Annotated in this window: 11 protein-coding genes; 6 read left to right on the plus strand and 5 right to left on the minus strand. The window is 69.3% G+C overall.

Features of this window, described 5'->3' with window-relative positions; translation table 11 throughout:
* From ptsP to VET29_RS14140, 4 genes are all read left to right on the plus strand, one after another.
* Positions 1 to 1,422 (plus strand): phosphoenolpyruvate--protein phosphotransferase (gene ptsP, locus VET29_RS14125; RefSeq protein ID WP_324919996.1); only part of this gene is annotated, 1,422 nt, incomplete at its 5' end.
* 630 nt (positions 1,423 to 2,052) lie between these two features.
* On the plus strand, positions 2,053 to 3,186 hold the full coding sequence (locus VET29_RS14130) for a multicopper oxidase domain-containing protein (protein ID WP_324919998.1): 1,134 nt from the start codon (positions 2,053 to 2,055) through the stop codon (positions 3,184 to 3,186).
* A 40-nt stretch (positions 3,187 to 3,226) separates the two neighbouring features.
* Positions 3,227 to 7,240: a ThuA domain-containing protein gene (locus VET29_RS14135; RefSeq protein WP_414636498.1), complete on the plus strand. Its 4,014-nt coding sequence runs from the start codon at positions 3,227 to 3,229 to the stop codon at positions 7,238 to 7,240.
* A gap of 55 nt (positions 7,241 to 7,295) precedes the next feature.
* On the plus strand, positions 7,296 to 9,413 hold the full coding sequence (locus VET29_RS14140; protein WP_324920003.1) for an OmpL47-type beta-barrel domain-containing protein: 2,118 nt from the start codon (positions 7,296 to 7,298) through the stop codon (positions 9,411 to 9,413).
* A gap of 67 nt (positions 9,414 to 9,480) precedes the next feature.
* Here the strand turns inward: VET29_RS14140 and VET29_RS14145 are convergent, their stop codons facing one another.
* The 5 genes from VET29_RS14145 to VET29_RS14165 are packed head-to-tail and all read right to left on the minus strand — an operon-like array spanning position 9,481 to position 13,554.
* On the minus strand, positions 9,481 to 10,686 hold the full coding sequence (locus tag VET29_RS14145; RefSeq protein WP_324920004.1) for a cytochrome P450: 1,206 nt from the start codon (positions 10,684 to 10,686) through the stop codon (positions 9,481 to 9,483).
* Positions 10,687 to 10,730: 44 nt separating this feature from the next.
* Complete coding sequence (locus VET29_RS14150) at positions 10,731 to 11,324, minus strand: GTP-binding protein (protein WP_324920006.1); 594 nt, start codon at positions 11,322 to 11,324, stop codon at positions 10,731 to 10,733.
* Positions 11,305 to 11,649 carry a DUF742 domain-containing protein gene (locus VET29_RS14155; protein ID WP_324920007.1) on the minus strand — a complete coding sequence of 115 codons (345 nt, stop codon included), beginning with the start codon at positions 11,647 to 11,649 and terminating at the stop codon, positions 11,305 to 11,307. The genes VET29_RS14150 and VET29_RS14155 overlap by 20 nt, the downstream gene beginning before the upstream one ends.
* 7 nt (positions 11,650 to 11,656) lie before the next feature.
* Positions 11,657 to 12,064, minus strand: coding sequence for a roadblock/LC7 domain-containing protein (locus tag VET29_RS14160; RefSeq protein ID WP_324920009.1), 408 nt, complete (start codon positions 12,062 to 12,064; stop codon positions 11,657 to 11,659).
* The gene (locus VET29_RS14165; protein ID WP_324920011.1) at positions 12,061 to 13,554 is read right to left on the minus strand and encodes an ATP-binding protein; all 1,494 of its coding nucleotides are present in this window, start codon (positions 13,552 to 13,554) and stop codon (positions 12,061 to 12,063) included. Before VET29_RS14165 ends, VET29_RS14160 begins: the two co-directional genes overlap by 4 nt.
* 700 nt (positions 13,555 to 14,254) lie before the next feature.
* Here VET29_RS14165 and VET29_RS14170 point away from each other — a divergent pair.
* Positions 14,255 to 14,536, plus strand: a complete 282-nt coding sequence (locus VET29_RS14170; protein ID WP_324920013.1) for a DUF3311 domain-containing protein — start codon at positions 14,255 to 14,257, stop codon at positions 14,534 to 14,536.
* Positions 14,536 to 16,179, plus strand: coding sequence for a monocarboxylate uptake permease MctP (mctP, locus tag VET29_RS14175; RefSeq protein WP_324920015.1), 1,644 nt, complete (start codon positions 14,536 to 14,538; stop codon positions 16,177 to 16,179). Before VET29_RS14170 ends, mctP begins: the two co-directional genes overlap by 1 nt.
* Positions 16,180 to 16,207: the final 28 nt, after the last annotated feature.

A 16,207-nucleotide genomic window follows, 5' to 3' on the forward strand; every position in this document is an offset into this window, starting at 1 on the left:
GCCACCCAGGCGATGATGGCCGCCGACCCGACCCTGGCCGACGCGGTCGCGGCGAAGGTCGCCGAGGGCCGCCCGGCCGCGTGGGCCATCACGGACGCGATCGGTGACCAGCAGGAGCAGTTCCGGTCCCTCGGCGGCTACTTCGCCGAGCGGGCCGCGGACCTCGCGGACCTGCGGGACCGGGCCGTGGCGTGGCTGCTGGACGTCGCCATGCCCGGCCTGCCGCGGCCGGGCGTCCCGTTCGTGCTGGCCGCCGACGACCTGTCGCCGGCGGACACCGCGTTGCTGGACTCGTCCGTCCTCGCGATCGTCACCAGCCGGGGCGGCCCGACGAGCCACACGGCCATTCTGGCGCGCTCGCGGGGTCTGCCCGCGGTGGTGAGCTGTCACGGGATCCTGGCGCTCCCCGACGGCACCCCGGTCTCCGTGGACGGCACCACCGGCGTGGTGGCGCCGGTGTCCGCCGCCGAGGCCGACGAGGTCCGTGAGTCGGGCCGCGCCGAGAAGGAGCGCGACGCCGCGTTCACCGGCCCGGGAGGCACGTCCGACGGACACGCGGTGCCGCTGCTGCTGAACGTCGGCGGTGCGGCGGACATGACGCCCGACGCCGAGGGCGTCGGGCTGTTCCGGACCGAGTTCCTGTTCCTGGGGCGCACGGCCGCCCCGCCGGTCGCCGAGCAGGAGACCGCCTACCGGGCGCTGTTCGAGGCGGCCGGCGATGGCAAGAAGGTCGTCGTGCGCACGCTGGACGCGGGGGCGGACAAGCCGCTGCCGTTCCTGGGACTGGCCGAGGAGGAGAACCCCGCGCTGGGTGTCCGCGGCCTGCGTACGGCCCGCGTGCGGCCCACCGTGCTGACCGAACAGCTGGAGGCGGTCGCCAGGGCCGTGTCCGGCACCGGCGCCGAGGCGTGGGTGATGGCCCCGATGGTGGCCACGGCCGCGGAGGCGGCCGAGTTCGCATCGCTCGTGTACAAGGCCGGGCTGCCCACGGCGGGCGTCATGATCGAGGTGCCGGCGGCGGCGCTGCATGCCCGCCAGATCCTCGCGTCGGTCGACTTCGTGTCGATCGGGACGAACGACCTGAGCCAGTACACGATGGCCGCGGACCGGATGAACGGTGAGCTGGCGGACCTGCTGGACCCGTGGCAGCCGGCGGTGCTCCAGCTGGTGGCGACGGTCGCGGCGGCGGGCGAGGACCTGAACAAGCCGGTGGGCATCTGCGGGGAGGCGGCGGGAGACCCGTTGCTGGCCCTGGTGTTCACCGGGATGGGCATCACGACCCTGTCGATGTCGGCGCCGTCGGTCCCCGCCGTCCGCGCCGCCCTGGCCACCCACACCCTGGCCGACTGCCGCCGCCTGGCCGACCTGGCCCTCAACGCGGCCGACGCCCAGTCCGCCCGCAAGGCGGTGGCGGGACGGTAGGCCGGTCGGGACGGTAGGTCGCCGGGACGTGGAGGACCCCTTCGGAACGCCAACGCGCCGAAGGGGTCCTTGGCGACCGGCCGCACGCGAACCGCGGTGCCCTCCTGCCCTTGGCCTGTCCTGCTCGTCGGGCAACGCCAGCGCATACACGCGGGACTCGATGTGCGCCAACGCGGGACTCGGTGTGTGTGAACGCGGGACTCGCGGTGGTGAGTCGTTGGGCGCTTGGGCGCTTGGGCGCGTTTGCGGTGGTCGTGGGCATGGGGTGCCGGGTGTGACCGGGTGGGTCACGAGGGTCAAATTCGTACAACCAGCGTACTAACGGGCCGGGTTCGCTAACGCTTGCGCGTTCAACCACACGCAAAGCGTCCCTCGTTACGCCGTTTGGAGCCTTAACTTTCGTCGACAGTCGACATAAGTTCAGCTTGTTTGGTCAGAAGCGACCGAGCGGCTATGTCCACGCCAGCGAGGGACGCCCCGGACAGCCACCCCGGGGACGAAGGCGAGGCAGCGTGACAACGGATGTCACCCCGTGTGCCACCCATGTTCCGTCGCGCCTCCACACAGAAATCCGAGCGGCTGAAGCCCCAGCCGCTCTTCTCCCGTGCCTCGGAACGGAGATCAAGAGAAATGGCAGAACAAAGCCGGCCGACGCTCTCGCGTCGATCGATGCTCGCCGGCGCGGCGGCGGCAGGGGTGCTCGCTCCAGCCGTGGCGGCGAGCGGAGTAGCCGCGTTCTCCGCGGCGGCCGGCGCCGAGGCCGCGAGTGCCGCGGCCGGTGCGCTCAGACAGATCACCCTCTACGCCGAACAACTCAAGAACTCGAACCTCGTCGGCTACGCCCTCGAACCGGGCAAGCCGACGATCCCCGGACCGCTCATCGAGATCTACGAGGGCGACACGGTGGAGATCGAGCTGGTCAACACCACCAACCAGCGCCTCTCCATCCACCCGCACGGCGTCAACTACGACACGGCGTCCGACGGCGCGCCGCTCAACGGCTCCTTCAACAACCCCGGCGAGACCCGCGTCTACCGGTGGCGCACACAGGCCGCCTACCAGCGTGACGGCGTCTACATGCCGGGCAGCGCCGGCTACTGGCACTACCACGACCACGCCCTGGGCACCGACCACGGCACGGGCGGTCTCGCGCGCGGTCTGTACGGCGGCCTGATCGTGCGCAGGAAGGGTGACCTGCTGCCCGACCGGCAGTACACGGTGGTCTTCAACGAGCAGTCCATCAACAACCTCGTCGCCCCGAACACCCCCCAGCTCGAGGCGAACCAGGGCGACCGGGTCGAGTTCGTCTGCATCGGCCACGGCACCCTGCCGCACACCTTCCACCTGCACGCCCACCGCTGGGCGGACAACCGCACGGGGCATCTCAGCGGGCCGGACGACAACACGCAGGTGGTCGACAACAGGAACCTCGACCCCGGCAGCTCCTTCGGCTTCCAGGTGATCGCGGGCGAGGTCGTCGGCCCTGGCGCGTGGATGTACCACTGCCACGTCCAGTCCCACTCGGACGCCGGCATGTCGGGCATCTTCCTGGTCCGCAACCCGGACGGCACCATGCCGGACGGCGCACAGCGGGACATCGACGCCTTCCACGGCATGCCCATGACCGGCATGGACATGAAGGCCATGGGCGCCACGGAGGTCCCCACGGGCTCCCACAGCGGCATCGCGCCGCTGGCCCCCGGCAACCCGTCGGCGAAGAAGTCCAAGAGCACGCCACCCACCGCCGGCCACGGCCACAAGTAACCACCCGACTCAACCTGCAGAGAGAGGGAGAGGCCCAAACATGGGGCGAAGAGGCTCGATGAGCTGGTTCCGCCGCCGAACCACCAGGACACTGGCGGCCGGGGCGGCACTTCTGCTGAGTGCGCCACTGGCGATGACCCAACCAGCCGCGGCAGTACCGGCACCTGCCGCGACTGCGGCTCCGGCAGCGGTCACCGCCACGGCACCCGTCAATGTCCTGATCTTCCACGGTCCGGCCGCTGACCAGCTCGACCCGGTGAACCGGGCGTCCGACGCGATCTCCAGCCTGGCGTCGGCCAACGGGATCACCCCGACCGTGTCCACCGACCCGGCCGTGTTCTCCTCGGCCAACCTGGAGAAGTACCGGGGCATCGTCTTCCTGTCCGCCAACGGGGTCACGCTGACCCGGGAGCAGGAGACCGCGCTCCAGACCTACATCCAGGCGGGCAACGGCTTCCTCGGCGTGTCCGACGCGGCCCGCGCGCAGTCGGACTCCACCTGGTTCACCGGCCTGATCGGCACCCGCCCGGTCGGCAGCCGGCTGGACCCGGAGGCCGTCGCGGCCGTCACGGCCAGCGCCGACAACCCGCCGAACGAGACCAAGGAGAAGGCGGCCGACAACAACCCCCAGACCAAGTGGCTGACGTTCGCGAACACCGGCTGGCTGGCCTACAAGATGGCCGCGCCGGTCGCGATCGGCAGCTACGCCATGGTCTCGGCGAACGACTTCCCCGGCCGCAACCCGCAGGACTGGACGTTGGAGGGCTCCAACGACGGCTCGAACTGGACCGTCCTGGACACCCAGACCAACCAGGCGTGGGACGAGCCGTTCCAGCCCAGGAGGTTCCAGTTCACCAACCACACGGCCTACGCCAACTACCGGCTCAACATCACGAAGAACGCCGGTGAGCCCCTGATCCAGCTGGCGGACCTCAACCTGTTCAAGGACGGCGCGACCGCGCCGCCGCCGCCCGACCCGGCGGTGCAGTCGGCGACGATCGACGTCGTCGACCGGCAACACCCGGCCAACGCGGGCTTCGGCTACAACTGGACGCACAGCGACCGGTACCTGAACTGGGACCCGAACCCGGTCGGCACCGTCCACACGGTCCTGCAGGTCGAGGAGCGGACCTACCAGGCGGGCAACGGCTCGAACGGCGCGTTCCACCCGGTCTCCTGGTGCCGTGACTACGACGGCGGCCGCTCCTTCTACACCGGGCTGGGCCGCACCGACGGGAGCTACGGCGAGGACACCTTCCGCGCCCACCTCCTCGGCGCGCTGAGGTGGACCACCGGCATGGTGCGTGGTGACTGCAAGGCCACCATCGCCTCGAACTACAAGATCGAGCGGCTGACCGCGCGCAACGCCACCGGGCAGCTCGACCAGATCGGTGAGCCGCACGGGCTCACGATCGCGCCGAACGGCCAGATCTTCTACATCGGCAAGGCCGCCTGTGCGGGCAACACCGTTCCCCAGCCGAACGACTGGACCAACCCGAACATCGGTCTCGGCTGCGGCACGATCCACCTGTACGACCCGGCGACCAAGAAGATCAAGCTGCTGACGACCCTGCCCGTGATGGGCAACCGCGGCAGCGGCGACGAGCTCGTCAAGAACGAGGAGGGCCTGGTCGGCATCACGCTGGACCCGAAGTTCAGCGAGAACGGCTGGCTCTACGCCTACTGGATGCCGCACGACTCGATCAACCGGGACACCCGGATCGGTCAGCGCACCGTCTCGCGGTTCACCTACAACGCGACCGCGCAGACGATCGACCTGTCGAGCCGCAAGGACCTGCTGCACTGGGACGCGCAGATCCACAGCTGCTGCCACGTCGGTGGCGGGATGGCGTTCGACAAGGACGGCAACCTGTACATCGGCTCGGGCGACAACAACTCGTCCGAGGGCAGCAACGGCTACTCCGGCAACAACTGGACCAAGGACTACAAGGGTGTCTCCTTCCAGGACGCCCGCCGTACGGCCGGTAACTCCAACGACCTGAACGGCAAGATCCTGCGGATCCACCCGGAGGCGGACGGCACCGCCACGATCCCCAGCGGGAACCTGTTCCCCGAGGCGAACGACCCCGGCAACAAGACCCGGCCGGAGATCTACGTGATGGGTGTCCGCAACATCGCGCGGCTCGCGATCGACCCGGAGACCAACTGGCTGACCGCCGGCTGGGTCGGGCCGGACGCCCAGTCGCCGAGCCCCGAACTGGGCCCGGCCAAGTACGAGACCGCGACGATCATCACCTCGGCCGGCAACCAGGGTTGGCCGTACTGCATGGGCAACAAGCAGCCCTACCGTGACCGCAGCAGCAGCGACGCGGCCGTGCTCACGGGCTGGTACGACTGTGACAACCCGATCAACACCTCGCCACGCAACACCGGCCTGGTGAACCTGCCGCCGATCCGCAAGAACATGATCTGGTATTCGCCGGACGGTGGCGGCCCGGTGTTCCCGAACCGGCCGAACAGCAACATCCCCACCTATGTCGCGGCGGACGCCAACTACACCCAGCCGTACCTGCGCGGTGGCAGCCAGGCGATCATGTCGGGTCCGACCTACCACTACGACCGCGTGAAGCAGGACAGTGGCGTCGCGTGGCCGAAGTACTGGGACGACAAGTGGTTCATCGGTGACGAGTCCACCGCGACCAACCGCGTCGCGGTGACGGTGGACCCGGCCGGCGTGCCGACGCAGCAGCCGCCGGTGTTCGCGGAGACGCTCACCAAGATCATCCCGATCGGCGGCGGCGACAACAAGCTGCAGAACTGGATGGACGCCAAGTTCGGTCCGGACGGCGCGCTGTACATGCTGGACTACGGCAGCGGCTTCTTCTCGCTGGACAGCAACCAGAAGCTGATCAAGATCAGCTACACCGGCGGGGCGGCGACCCCGACCCCGGCGGCGACCAACGTCGCCGTGCAGAACAAGCCGCTGACCTACCAGTTCAACGGCTCCAAGGGCGGCGGCGTCGCCTGGAAGTGGGAGTTCGGCGACGGGACGACCTCGACGCAGGCCAACCCGAAGCACACCTACACCCGCACGGGTCCGTTCACCGCGAAGCTGACCACCACCTACGCCGACGGCGAGGTCGTGACGACGCGGACCGCGGTGACCGTGGGCTGTGTGACCGCCGACCCGAACACGACGGTCAAGTTCGGCCCCGACGACGCGATCGACACCACGGTGGCGAACAAGAACGTCGGCGGTGGCTGCAAGGTCGACGACCTGATCGACGACGAGAGCACCTGGCCGTCGCACGCCGCGTTCACGTTCCACGTGGAGACGGTGGCCGACAACCTGCTCGACCTCGGCATCCTCAACACCAACCAGCACGACAAGCTGATCGATGCCGCGGAGTCGTCCAACATCGGCAACGCGGGTGTGTTCGGGTACGACGCGCTGTACGACGGCACGGCGGACTCGTTCAGGAACTGGCTACAGGCTCCGGACGGGAAGTTCACGATCCAGCCGGACGGGACGATCAGGTCCGCCGGCGGGCTCGGCATGCTCTGGTATGCCAAGCAACCGTTCAAGAACTACTCGCTGAAGCTCCAGTTCAGGGACGCGGCGCCGGACGGCTTCCGTGCCAACAGCGGTGTGTTCATCCGGTTCCCGGATCCACGCACCCCACTGGCCCAGCGGCCGGCGGGCAGCTGTGGCACGGTCGGCTCGGCGCGTACGTCGCAGGCGTGGGTCGCGATCTACTGTGGTCACGAGATCCAGATCTACGACGGTGACACCGGTGAACCGCAGAAGACGGGGTCGGTCTACAACTTCGACCCGATGAACCTCGACCAGGCGAAGATCACGCCGAAGGGTCAGTGGAACGACTACGAGATCAAGGTCGTCGGACAGCACTACACGATCATCCGCAACGGCGTGGTGATCAACGAGTTCGACAACGTGCCTGGTATCCAGTCGTCCCGCGCCGGTGACCCGCCGACGGATCTGCGGCAGTTCACCGAGGGCTACATCGGGTTGCAGAACCACAGTGACAACGACCTGATCGACTTCCGCAACATCAGGATCAAGCCCCTGTAGCAACCTTGTGGCCGGGCGGCCCCCCGGGCTGCCCGGCCACCCTTTGGAGGACCTTGTGTCACGACGATTCCTAGCCGCGTTCGGCGCGGCGGTCGCCGTACTGGGGCTGGTCGCGTTACCCGCCGCCTCGGCCGGCGCGGCACCGGCGCCGGCCCCCGCCGCGGCGGCGGCGCAAACCCTGACCTGGACCGCGAACAACAGCACCACGGCCTACGCCTCGGCCCCGACCTCCGCGGTGGCGGGGGCGACGACGATCGTCTTCGAGACGAGCGAGGCGACCGGCAACACGACCGGCATGTCACACACGCTGAACTTCGACACCTCGAGCCCCGGCTACAACCACGACGTCAACGTGGCCATCACGGCGAACCCGTTCGACGCGGACAACGGTCATCACGAGCAGGCCGTCACGCTGACGCCGGGCAGGTACCGCTACTTCTGCACGATCCCCGGTCACAGCACGATGACCGGGGAGTTCACGGTGTCCGGCGGCAACGGCGACACCACCGCGCCGACCGTCGCCGCGACGGTCACCGGCACCCAGGACACCGCCGGCAACTACGTCGGCTCGGCGACCGTCACGGTCTCCGCGTCCGACGCGGGTTCCGGTGTGTCCACAGTGGAGTACCAGCTGGACGGCGGCACCTACCAGACCTACACCGCGCCCGTCCAGGTGAGCACCGTCGGCTCGCACACCGTGAAGTACCGCGCGACGGACAACGCCGGCAACACGTCCACCGAGGGCACCAAGACGTTCAACGTGGTCTCCGGCGGCGGCAACGACACGACGCCGCCGACGGTGTCCGGCTCGGTCGCGGGCGCCCAGGACTCGTCCGGCAACTACGTCGGCTCGGCGACCGTGACGGTCACCGCCGCCGACTCGGGCTCCGGCGTGTCGTCCATCGAGTACCAGGTGAACGACCTGGGCTGGAACCCTTACACGCAACCGTTCCAGGTCACGACCCCGAGCCAGTACACCGTGCTGCTGCGGGCGACCGACGCGGCGGGCAACGTGGGCAACGGACAGGTGGCGTTCACCGTGGTGGAGGCGCCGTCCGACACGACGCCGCCCGCGGTGGACGCGGAGGTGTCGGGCTCGCAGGACTCGTCCGGCAACTACCTCGACTCGGCGACCGTGACCATCTCGGCCACGGACACCGGAACCGGTGTGGCGTCGATCGAGTACAAGCTGGACAGTGGTGCGTGGACCGCGTACCGGGCACCGGTGGTGGTGAACACGCCGGGGCAGCACATGGTGAGTTACCGCGCGACGGATGTGGCCGGCAACGTGTCCGACGAGGGCATGGCCATGTTCACGGTCGTGCAGCGGGACACGACCGCGCCGGTGGCGAGCGGCCAGGTGGCGGGCCAGCAGGACCAGAACGGGGCCTACGTCGGCTCCGCGGTGGTCACGCTGACGGCCACGGACGCCGGTTCGGGTGTGGCGTCGATCGAGTACAAGCTGGACAGTGGTGCGTGGACCGTGTACGCGTCCCCGGTCCAGGTGTCCACGCTGGGCGCGCACACACTGCAGTACCGGGCGACCGACGTGGCGGGCAACGTGTCCACGGTCGGCACCCTGACGTTCACGGTGGCGTCCGGTGGCACGGACACGACGGCGCCGTCGGTGTCGGCGGTGGTGTCGGGCAACCAGAACTCGAACTGGCAGTACGTCGACGGGGCGACGATCACGTTGTCCGCGCTGGACACCGGTTCGGGCGTGGCATCGATCGAGTACGCGCTGGACGGTGGCGCATGGACCGTCTACACGACCCCGGTGACGGTGGACAGCGAGGGCGCCCACACGTTCAGGTACCGGGCGACTGACAGGGCCGGGAACGTGTCCCCGGAACTGTCGGGCTCGTTCACGATCGTCGAGGAAGGCCCCGGGCCGGCACCGGACGCGTGCCCGAGCTCGGACGTCCGCGACACGGTCATCATCGGTGAGGCCGACAGCCAGGTGCCGAACGTGGACACCGGAAACGGCTGCACGATCAACGACCTCATCGATGAGGACGGTGAGTGGGCCTCGGCGAACGACTTCATCCGGTACGTGAAGTCGGTGACGAGGGAGTTGGTACAGAACGGAGTCATCGACTCCGACGCCCGCGCCCGCATCGTCGCGGCGGCCATCGACTCGGGGGTTGGCGGCGACAGCGCCGCCCGCGTCTGAGCACTGGTAGAGCTGGGTCCCCCCGGTCAGTCACCGCCTGACCGGGGGGACCTTCTCAGTGCCGCTCCTACGAGCGTTGAACAGGCGGCGTGAAGCGGACCGGCAGGCTCGCGGGGCACCGTGTCCACGGTGACGGCAGCAGCTCGATCTCCCCGGCCGGGATCGCCAGCGTCACGTCGTGCAGCCGGTGCAGCGCGGTGTCGACCGCGATGCGGGTGATCATTCGGCCCGGCCGCTGCGCGGGGCACGCGTGCGGGCCGGCGCTCCACGACAGGTGCGACCGGTTCCCGACCTCCAGCCACGGGTCGTCCGTGTGCACGCGGGGATCGTTGTTCGCCGCGTGGAAACCCATCACCAGCGCGTCGCCGCGCTGGATGTGGGCGCCACCCAGCTCGCAGTCCACCAGGGCGTAGCGGGCCGGCATGTTCGCCATCGGCGGGTCGCGCCACAGGACCTCGTCCAGCGCGTCGTCGATCCCCAGCCGGCCGCCGCGCAGCCGGCCCGCGAACCGGGGGTCGGTCAGCATCAGCCGCAGTGTCTGGGCGATCCACGTCGTCGTGCTCTCGTAGCCCGAGCTGATCATCAGCACGATCGACTGCTGGATCTCGAAGTCGTCGCGCAGGTTCGGGTGCCGCAGGAACGCCGTGGTCAGGTCGTCCGCCGGCATCTTGCGCCGCGCGTTCATCACGCCGGTCAGGATCCGCTCGAGGTTGTACGCCTCCGCCTGGGAGTCCTCGGCCGAGCTGAACAACGCCATCAGCGCCGCGCGCAGCTCGTGTCCCTGCTCGGGACCGATGCCGAAGAAGCCGGCCACCGTCAGCATCGGCACCACGGCGGCGTAGTCGGTCACCAGGTCCGCGCTGCCCTGGTGCTCCACCTCGCGGATCAGGTCGACGCACATGGCCCGGATGAACCGCGCCATCCGGTGCTCGTCCAGGCTCTCCAGGCCGTCGTCGAGCGGGCCGCGCAGCCTGCGGTGCTTGTCCCCGTCGGAGAAGTACGCGTTGTCCCGCGGGAACATCATGGGCCCGAGACCCGAGTCCGGCGAGACGATGCCCTCCGAGAACAGCCGCCAGTTGTTGGGGTCACGGGAGAACAGCTGCTCGTTGCGCACCACCTGGCAGATCTCGTGGTGCCCCATCACCAGCCACGCCGGGATGCCCGGCTCCAGCTCCACCGGCGCGACCACGCCCCAGCGCTCCTGCAGGTCGCGGTACACGGCCTGCGGGTCGGCGGCGCCGGTGGTCGCCGTCAGCGGCGTCAGGCCGGTCATGTCGGTGAGTCTCTGGCGGTGCCGGCGTGTCGCGGGGGGCATCATCAGGTGAGTGCCTTCGTGTTGTCGAGAGCGTGTTCAACGAGCGTGATCAGCGCCTGGGCCGATGACTCCCGATGGCGGGCGTCGCACATGACGATGGGCGTCTCCGGCAACAGGTCCAGCGCCTCGCGCAGCTGCTCGGGGGCGTAGCGCGGGGCGTCCGAGAACTCGTTGACGGCCACCGCGAACGGGATCCCGGTGCGCATCTCCAGCTGGTCGAACACCTCGAAGCTGTCCTCGATGCGCCGGGTGTCGATCAGCACCAGCGCCCCGACCGCGCCCTCGGCCAGGCCCTCCCACAGGTCCCAGAACCGTCTCTGGCCCGGCGTGCCGAACAGGTACAGCACCACCTCGGGCGTCACGGTGATGCGGCCGAAGTCCATCGCGACCGTCGTGGTCGCCTTGTCGTCCAGGCCGGCCAGGGAGTCGACGCCGACGCTCGCGGACGTCATCGTCTCCTCGGTACGCAGCGGCGCGATCTCGGAGACCGAGCCGATCAGCGTCGTCTTGCCGACCCCGAACGCGCCGACGACGAGGATCTTCACCGACTGGGCGACCGTCGACGCGACGTAGCGCTCAGAGCTTGCGGAGACCATCGAGAACCTTCTCAAGGAGTTCAACGGGGGGTGGGGTGTAGCGCGGTGCGGCACGGATCTGCAGGTGGCCCGTGTCGACGAGGTCCGACGCGATCACCACCACGAGGCTCACCGGCAGCCGCAGGTGGGCGGCCGCCTCGGCGAGCGAGAGCATCCCGCCGCACAGCTCCAACAAGGCCTTCTGCTGGCTCGTCGGCGCGATCGGACGGGGCGCGTCCGGGTCGACGACCAGCAGGGTCTCGGGTCTTATCGTGTTTCGGGACGGGTGCGCCCGGCCCGAGGTCAGAACGTACTGGCGCACGGGGTGATCGCGATAGTCGTCCATAGGCCCCTCAGCCGCTGCGGGTCGGCGTCGACAGTGTGCGTTCGCCGATCATCAACACCTGTGCCTGCATCTGCTGCGCGATGAGCGCCGGGTCGATGACCGGCTCGGTCACCACCGCGAGTCGTGAACCGTCGCCCGCGCCGCGGACGAACAGGTAGCCGCCGTCGAACTCCACCATCACCTGCCGGGGGCCTGCGCCCGTGCCGAACTCCTTGCTGATGCCCTGACCCAGCGCGGACAGCCCGGCGCACGCCGCCGCCAGCTTGTCGGCCGTGTCCGTCGGCGTGTGGTCCGTGCGGACCTTCAGCAGGCCGTCGGCGGTGAGCACGACGACATGGCGCACACCCCGTACCGACCGGATCAGCTCCAGCATCCAGCTGTTGTCGACGGGGTGGCCGGCGCCAACGCCGCTCATCTGTGGTCCTCCGAGGTGGTGTTCTCTGTGTTGTAGTGCAACGTGTCCGGGTCGTCGTCGTACTCGTCGTCGTACGCGTTGTCGTTGTGGGCGTTGTCGTTGTGGGCGTTGTCGTTGTGGGCGTTGCCGTGGTCCTGGCCGTTCGCGGCCGCGGCGCCGGAGAGGAAGGCGTTCATCCACTGGCCGGCCTGCTCCGGGTCGTCCACGACGTCGCGCTCGGCCGGCCAGTCCACGGTCGGCTGCGGCTGCGGGACGGCGTGGCCGCGGCGCGAGCGACGTCGCGGGAGTACGGGAAGCTCGTCGCCGCCGGTCGGGATGAGCGGCGGGAGCGGCTCGTCGACCTTGCCGGTGTGCGGCTCCATGTCCCAGTCGTCCGGCTCCGGCTCGCGTGGCGCGGGGGCGGCCAGGGCGTGGCGCTCGGGCCTTCTCGCGAGGGCGTGCGCGCCGGCGGCGATCATGCCGGACGGCGCGACGGCCTCGGTCAGCTCCGTCGGGACCAGGATGATCGCACGCAGCCCGCCGTACACGGACTCGGTGATGTCGACGCGGAACCCGTGCCGCCGGACGTACGCGCCGACCACGGGTAGGCCGGTCTGCGGGATCTCGCCGAGGTCCACGATGCCGATCGGCCGGCGGCCGGACGCGATCTCACGCACCTGCTCCAGGCGCTTGTCGTCCAGGCCGACACCGCCGTCGTCGATCTCGATGACCGCGCCGCGCTGCACCTGCCGCAGGGTGACGAGCACCTGTGTGGTGGGCGGGGAGGACTGGGTCGCGTTCGCGAGCAGCTCGGCGACGAGGTGGACCAGCGGCTCGACCACACGGGCGGACACGGCCACCGCGGGGTCGCCGGACACCTCGACGCGCTGGTAGGCGGTGATCCGGCCGGCCGCGCCGCGGACGACGTCCGCGACCGGCAGCGCCTCGTGCCACTGCTGGCCGGGCCACTCGCCGCAGAGGGCGGACAGGGTCTGCGCGTTGCGTGCCTGCTGGGCGGCCGCGTGGTCGACACGCATGCTGCTGTGCAGGACGTCCGGATCGGTGGGGTGGGCCACCACCATCCGCGCCGCCTCCTCCTGGATGCGGTGCGCGGAGGACTGGACCTTGCGGCCGAGCGCGACAACCGCCGCGGCCACGGCGTCGTTGCGGGCCAGCTGGTCCTCGCGCACCCGGCCGAGGTGCATGGCGGCCTGGCCGACCAGGTGCGCGGCGATGTCGTCGTTCGGGAGGTCCGGCAGTGGCGGCGGTACCGCGCCGTTGACGATCGCGGGGAGTTGTTGCTCGGCAAGGGCCTCGAGGGCCACGTGTCTCGCCTCGGCGAGGGCGGCGAGGTTGGCGTTCTCGTCGTCGAGCCGGCGCAGCTCCTCGAGGTGCTCCCGGCCGGCACGCGTGGTCCGGTAGGCGCCGGCGGCCACGATGCCGATGGCGACCGCCCCGGCCGCGAGCCAGACCACGATCCAGACCGGCGAGCCGAGCTTCTGAAAGATCAACGGGGAGACCGCAACGTAACCAGTGACACCGGCGATACAGGTCCAGGGGCCCGAGTGCCGTGGCGATGACGACACGGACGATGAGGCAGTCATGATCACCTTATTGTCGATCTTCGGGGGGACCGGACCGCCCACTCGCAGCGGTAACACCCCTAACCACCGCGGCACGTCGTAGGCAGCGAGATCCGAGATTATCCCAACGGTCAAGCTGCGGCGTTGCTCAGATCGGTTGAATCAGGGCGCGGCAACGGAAAATCTCCGTTACCCAACTTTCGGCAGACGGCCGTACCGACATACGGCCGCCTGGTCGTACTGGCGCTTCTGCTTGGTACACAAGTGAATCAGCCGGTTGGGCTAGCTGTCGGCGGTGCGAGGGTGTCCTTGATCACTGCGGTGCGTGGCGTTCGCCGCTCGGCGTGAGCCGATACCGGCGCCATGATTACAACGAGCCGTGCCCGGTGGGGATACGCCCGCGCGCCGAATGGCGGAGAAAGTCGGGAAGAAGGGGCACCGGGTCGTTCCCGCACCGGTGATGCCGCGGCGTGGGTGGCGCTGGTTCGCGGCGGCGCCGGGACCCGCTTGGTAACACTGCGGACACACATTCTAGCCCGCGGTGATCATCGGATCTATCGTAACCGGCACTGTCTCTCGACCCCTCTGACAAACCGTCGGTCAAGCCAAACAACGAGGTAGGGCTCCTATGTCGGCCAACAAGCCAGGCGGCCGGGCCAGCGGGCTGGTGTTCAACCCGTGGAACCTGGTCCTGCTGATCCCGTTCATCGTCCTACTGACGCCGATCTACAACCGGCAGTCGCCGGAGCTCTTCGGGATGCCGTTCTTCTACTGGTTCCAGTTCCTGGTGATCATCGTCGGGGTGGCGTCCACGATCACCGTGTACCGGATGACGAAGAAGGCGCCGGTCACCCGCGCGCAGAGCGAAACTTCCGACGTCGACACGCTGGATGAAGGGAGCGCGGAGTAATGCAGTGGACCGAACTGATCATCTTCGTCCTGCTGTTCGGCCTCGTCACCGTCCTCGGGTTCGTCGCCGCGCGGTGGCGGGCGGCCGAGTCGCTCGACCACCTCGACGAGTGGGGCCTCGGCGGCCGCAAGTTCGGGTCGTGGATCACCTGGTTCCTCGTCGGCGGTGACCTCTACACGGCGTACACGTTCGTCGCCGTGCCCGCGCTGCTGTTCGGCGCCGGTGCGACCGGGTTCTTCGCCCTGCCGTACACGATCATCGCCTACCCGCTGGTGTTCCTGCCGGTGCTGCGCATGTGGTCGGTCAGCAGGGCCAAGGGCTACGTGACCCCGGCCGACTTCGTGCGCGGCCGGTACGGCTCCTCGCTGCTCGCGCTGCTGATCGCCATCACCGGGATCGTCGCGACCATGCCGTACATCGCGCTGCAGCTGGTGGGGCTGGAGGCCGTGCTGCGGTCGATGGGCTTCAACGCGTCCGGCTTCCTCGGCCACCTGCCGCTGCTCATCGCGTTCGTGATCCTGGCGGTCTACACCTACCAGTCCGGCCTGCGCGCGCCCGCGCTGATCGCGTTCGTCAAGGACATCCTGATCTATCTGGTGATCCTGGTGGCCGTGATCTACCTGCCGATCAAGCTCGGCGGCTGGGGCCAGATCTTCAGTGACGCCCAGACGCACCTGACCAGCACGAACCCGGCGACGGGCAAGCCGTTCGGGAGCACCCTGCTGAACTCGAACAACCAGCTGCAGTACGTGACGCTGGCGTTCGGCTCGGCGCTGGCGCTGTTCCTGTACCCGCACTCGGTCACCGGCGTCCTGGCCTCCCGGGGCCGGGACGTGCTGAAGCGCAACATGTCGGCCCTGCCGGCGTACTCGCTGCTGCTCGGCCTGCTCGCGCTGCTCGGCTACGTCGCGATCGCCGCGGGGACCACGCCGCTGGTCAACAACGCCACCGGGCGCAAGGACACCAACACGGTGATCCCCGAGCTGTTCAACGGGCAGTTCCCGTCCTGGTTCGCGGGGATCGCCTTCGCGGCCATCGGCATCGGCGCACTGGTGCCGGCCGCGATCATGTCGATCGCCGCGGCGAACCTGTGGACCCGCAACGTCTACAAGGAGTACATCCGCAAGGGCGCGACCCCGCGTGACGAGGCGAAGCAGGCGAAGCTCGCGTCGCTCGTGGTCAAGTTCGGCGCCGTGCTGTTCATCGTCCTGATCGACCCGCAGTACGCCATCGACCTGCAGCTGATCGGCGGCGTGATCATCCTGCAGACGCTGCCGGCGGTCGCGATCGCCCTGTACACGCGGTGGCTGCACCGGTGGGCGCTGGTGGCCGGCTGGGCGGTCGGCCTCGGCTGGGGCCTGATCCTGCTGTACCAGATCCCGAACCCGGCTACGAAGCGTGCGCACTTCGGCGGCTCGGCCCTGGCGCTCGACAAGCTGAACATCCTCGGGTGGCAGCCGTTCGAGGGCTCGCAGGTCCAGATCTACGTCGGTTTCGTGGCGCTGTTCGCGAACCTGCTCGTCGCGGTGGTCGTCTCGCTGATCATCCGCGGGCGGGCGTCCAACGGCACCGACGAGACGGCCGACTCGGATTACCACGTCGACGAGCACGACGAGAACCTGCGGCCCATCGCCGCCCACTAGTGGTGCTTCGTCGCGTCGCGCGGGTCAC

This window comes from Actinophytocola sp. (assembly GCF_035634895.1).
Classification (GTDB): Bacteria; Actinomycetota; Actinomycetes; order Mycobacteriales; family Pseudonocardiaceae; genus Actinophytocola.

Coding starts and splice junctions, on each gene's coding strand:
- VET29_RS14130 (WP_324919998.1), top strand. CDS start 2,053: ATGGCAGAACAAAGCCGGCCGACGCTCTCGCGTCGATCGATGCTCGCC.
- VET29_RS14135 (WP_414636498.1), top strand. CDS start 3,227: ATGGGGCGAAGAGGCTCGATGAGCTGGTTCCGCCGCCGAACCACCAGG.
- VET29_RS14145 (WP_324920004.1), bottom strand. CDS start 10,686: ATGACCGGCCTGACGCCGCTGACGGCGACCACCGGCGCCGCCGACCCG.
- VET29_RS14150 (WP_324920006.1), bottom strand. CDS start 11,324: ATGGTCTCCGCAAGCTCTGAGCGCTACGTCGCGTCGACGGTCGCCCAG.
- VET29_RS14155 (WP_324920007.1), bottom strand. CDS start 11,649: ATGGACGACTATCGCGATCACCCCGTGCGCCAGTACGTTCTGACCTCG.
- VET29_RS14160 (WP_324920009.1), bottom strand. CDS start 12,064: ATGAGCGGCGTTGGCGCCGGCCACCCCGTCGACAACAGCTGGATGCTG.
- VET29_RS14170 (WP_324920013.1), top strand. CDS start 14,255: ATGTCGGCCAACAAGCCAGGCGGCCGGGCCAGCGGGCTGGTGTTCAAC.
- mctP (WP_324920015.1), top strand. CDS start 14,536: ATGCAGTGGACCGAACTGATCATCTTCGTCCTGCTGTTCGGCCTCGTC.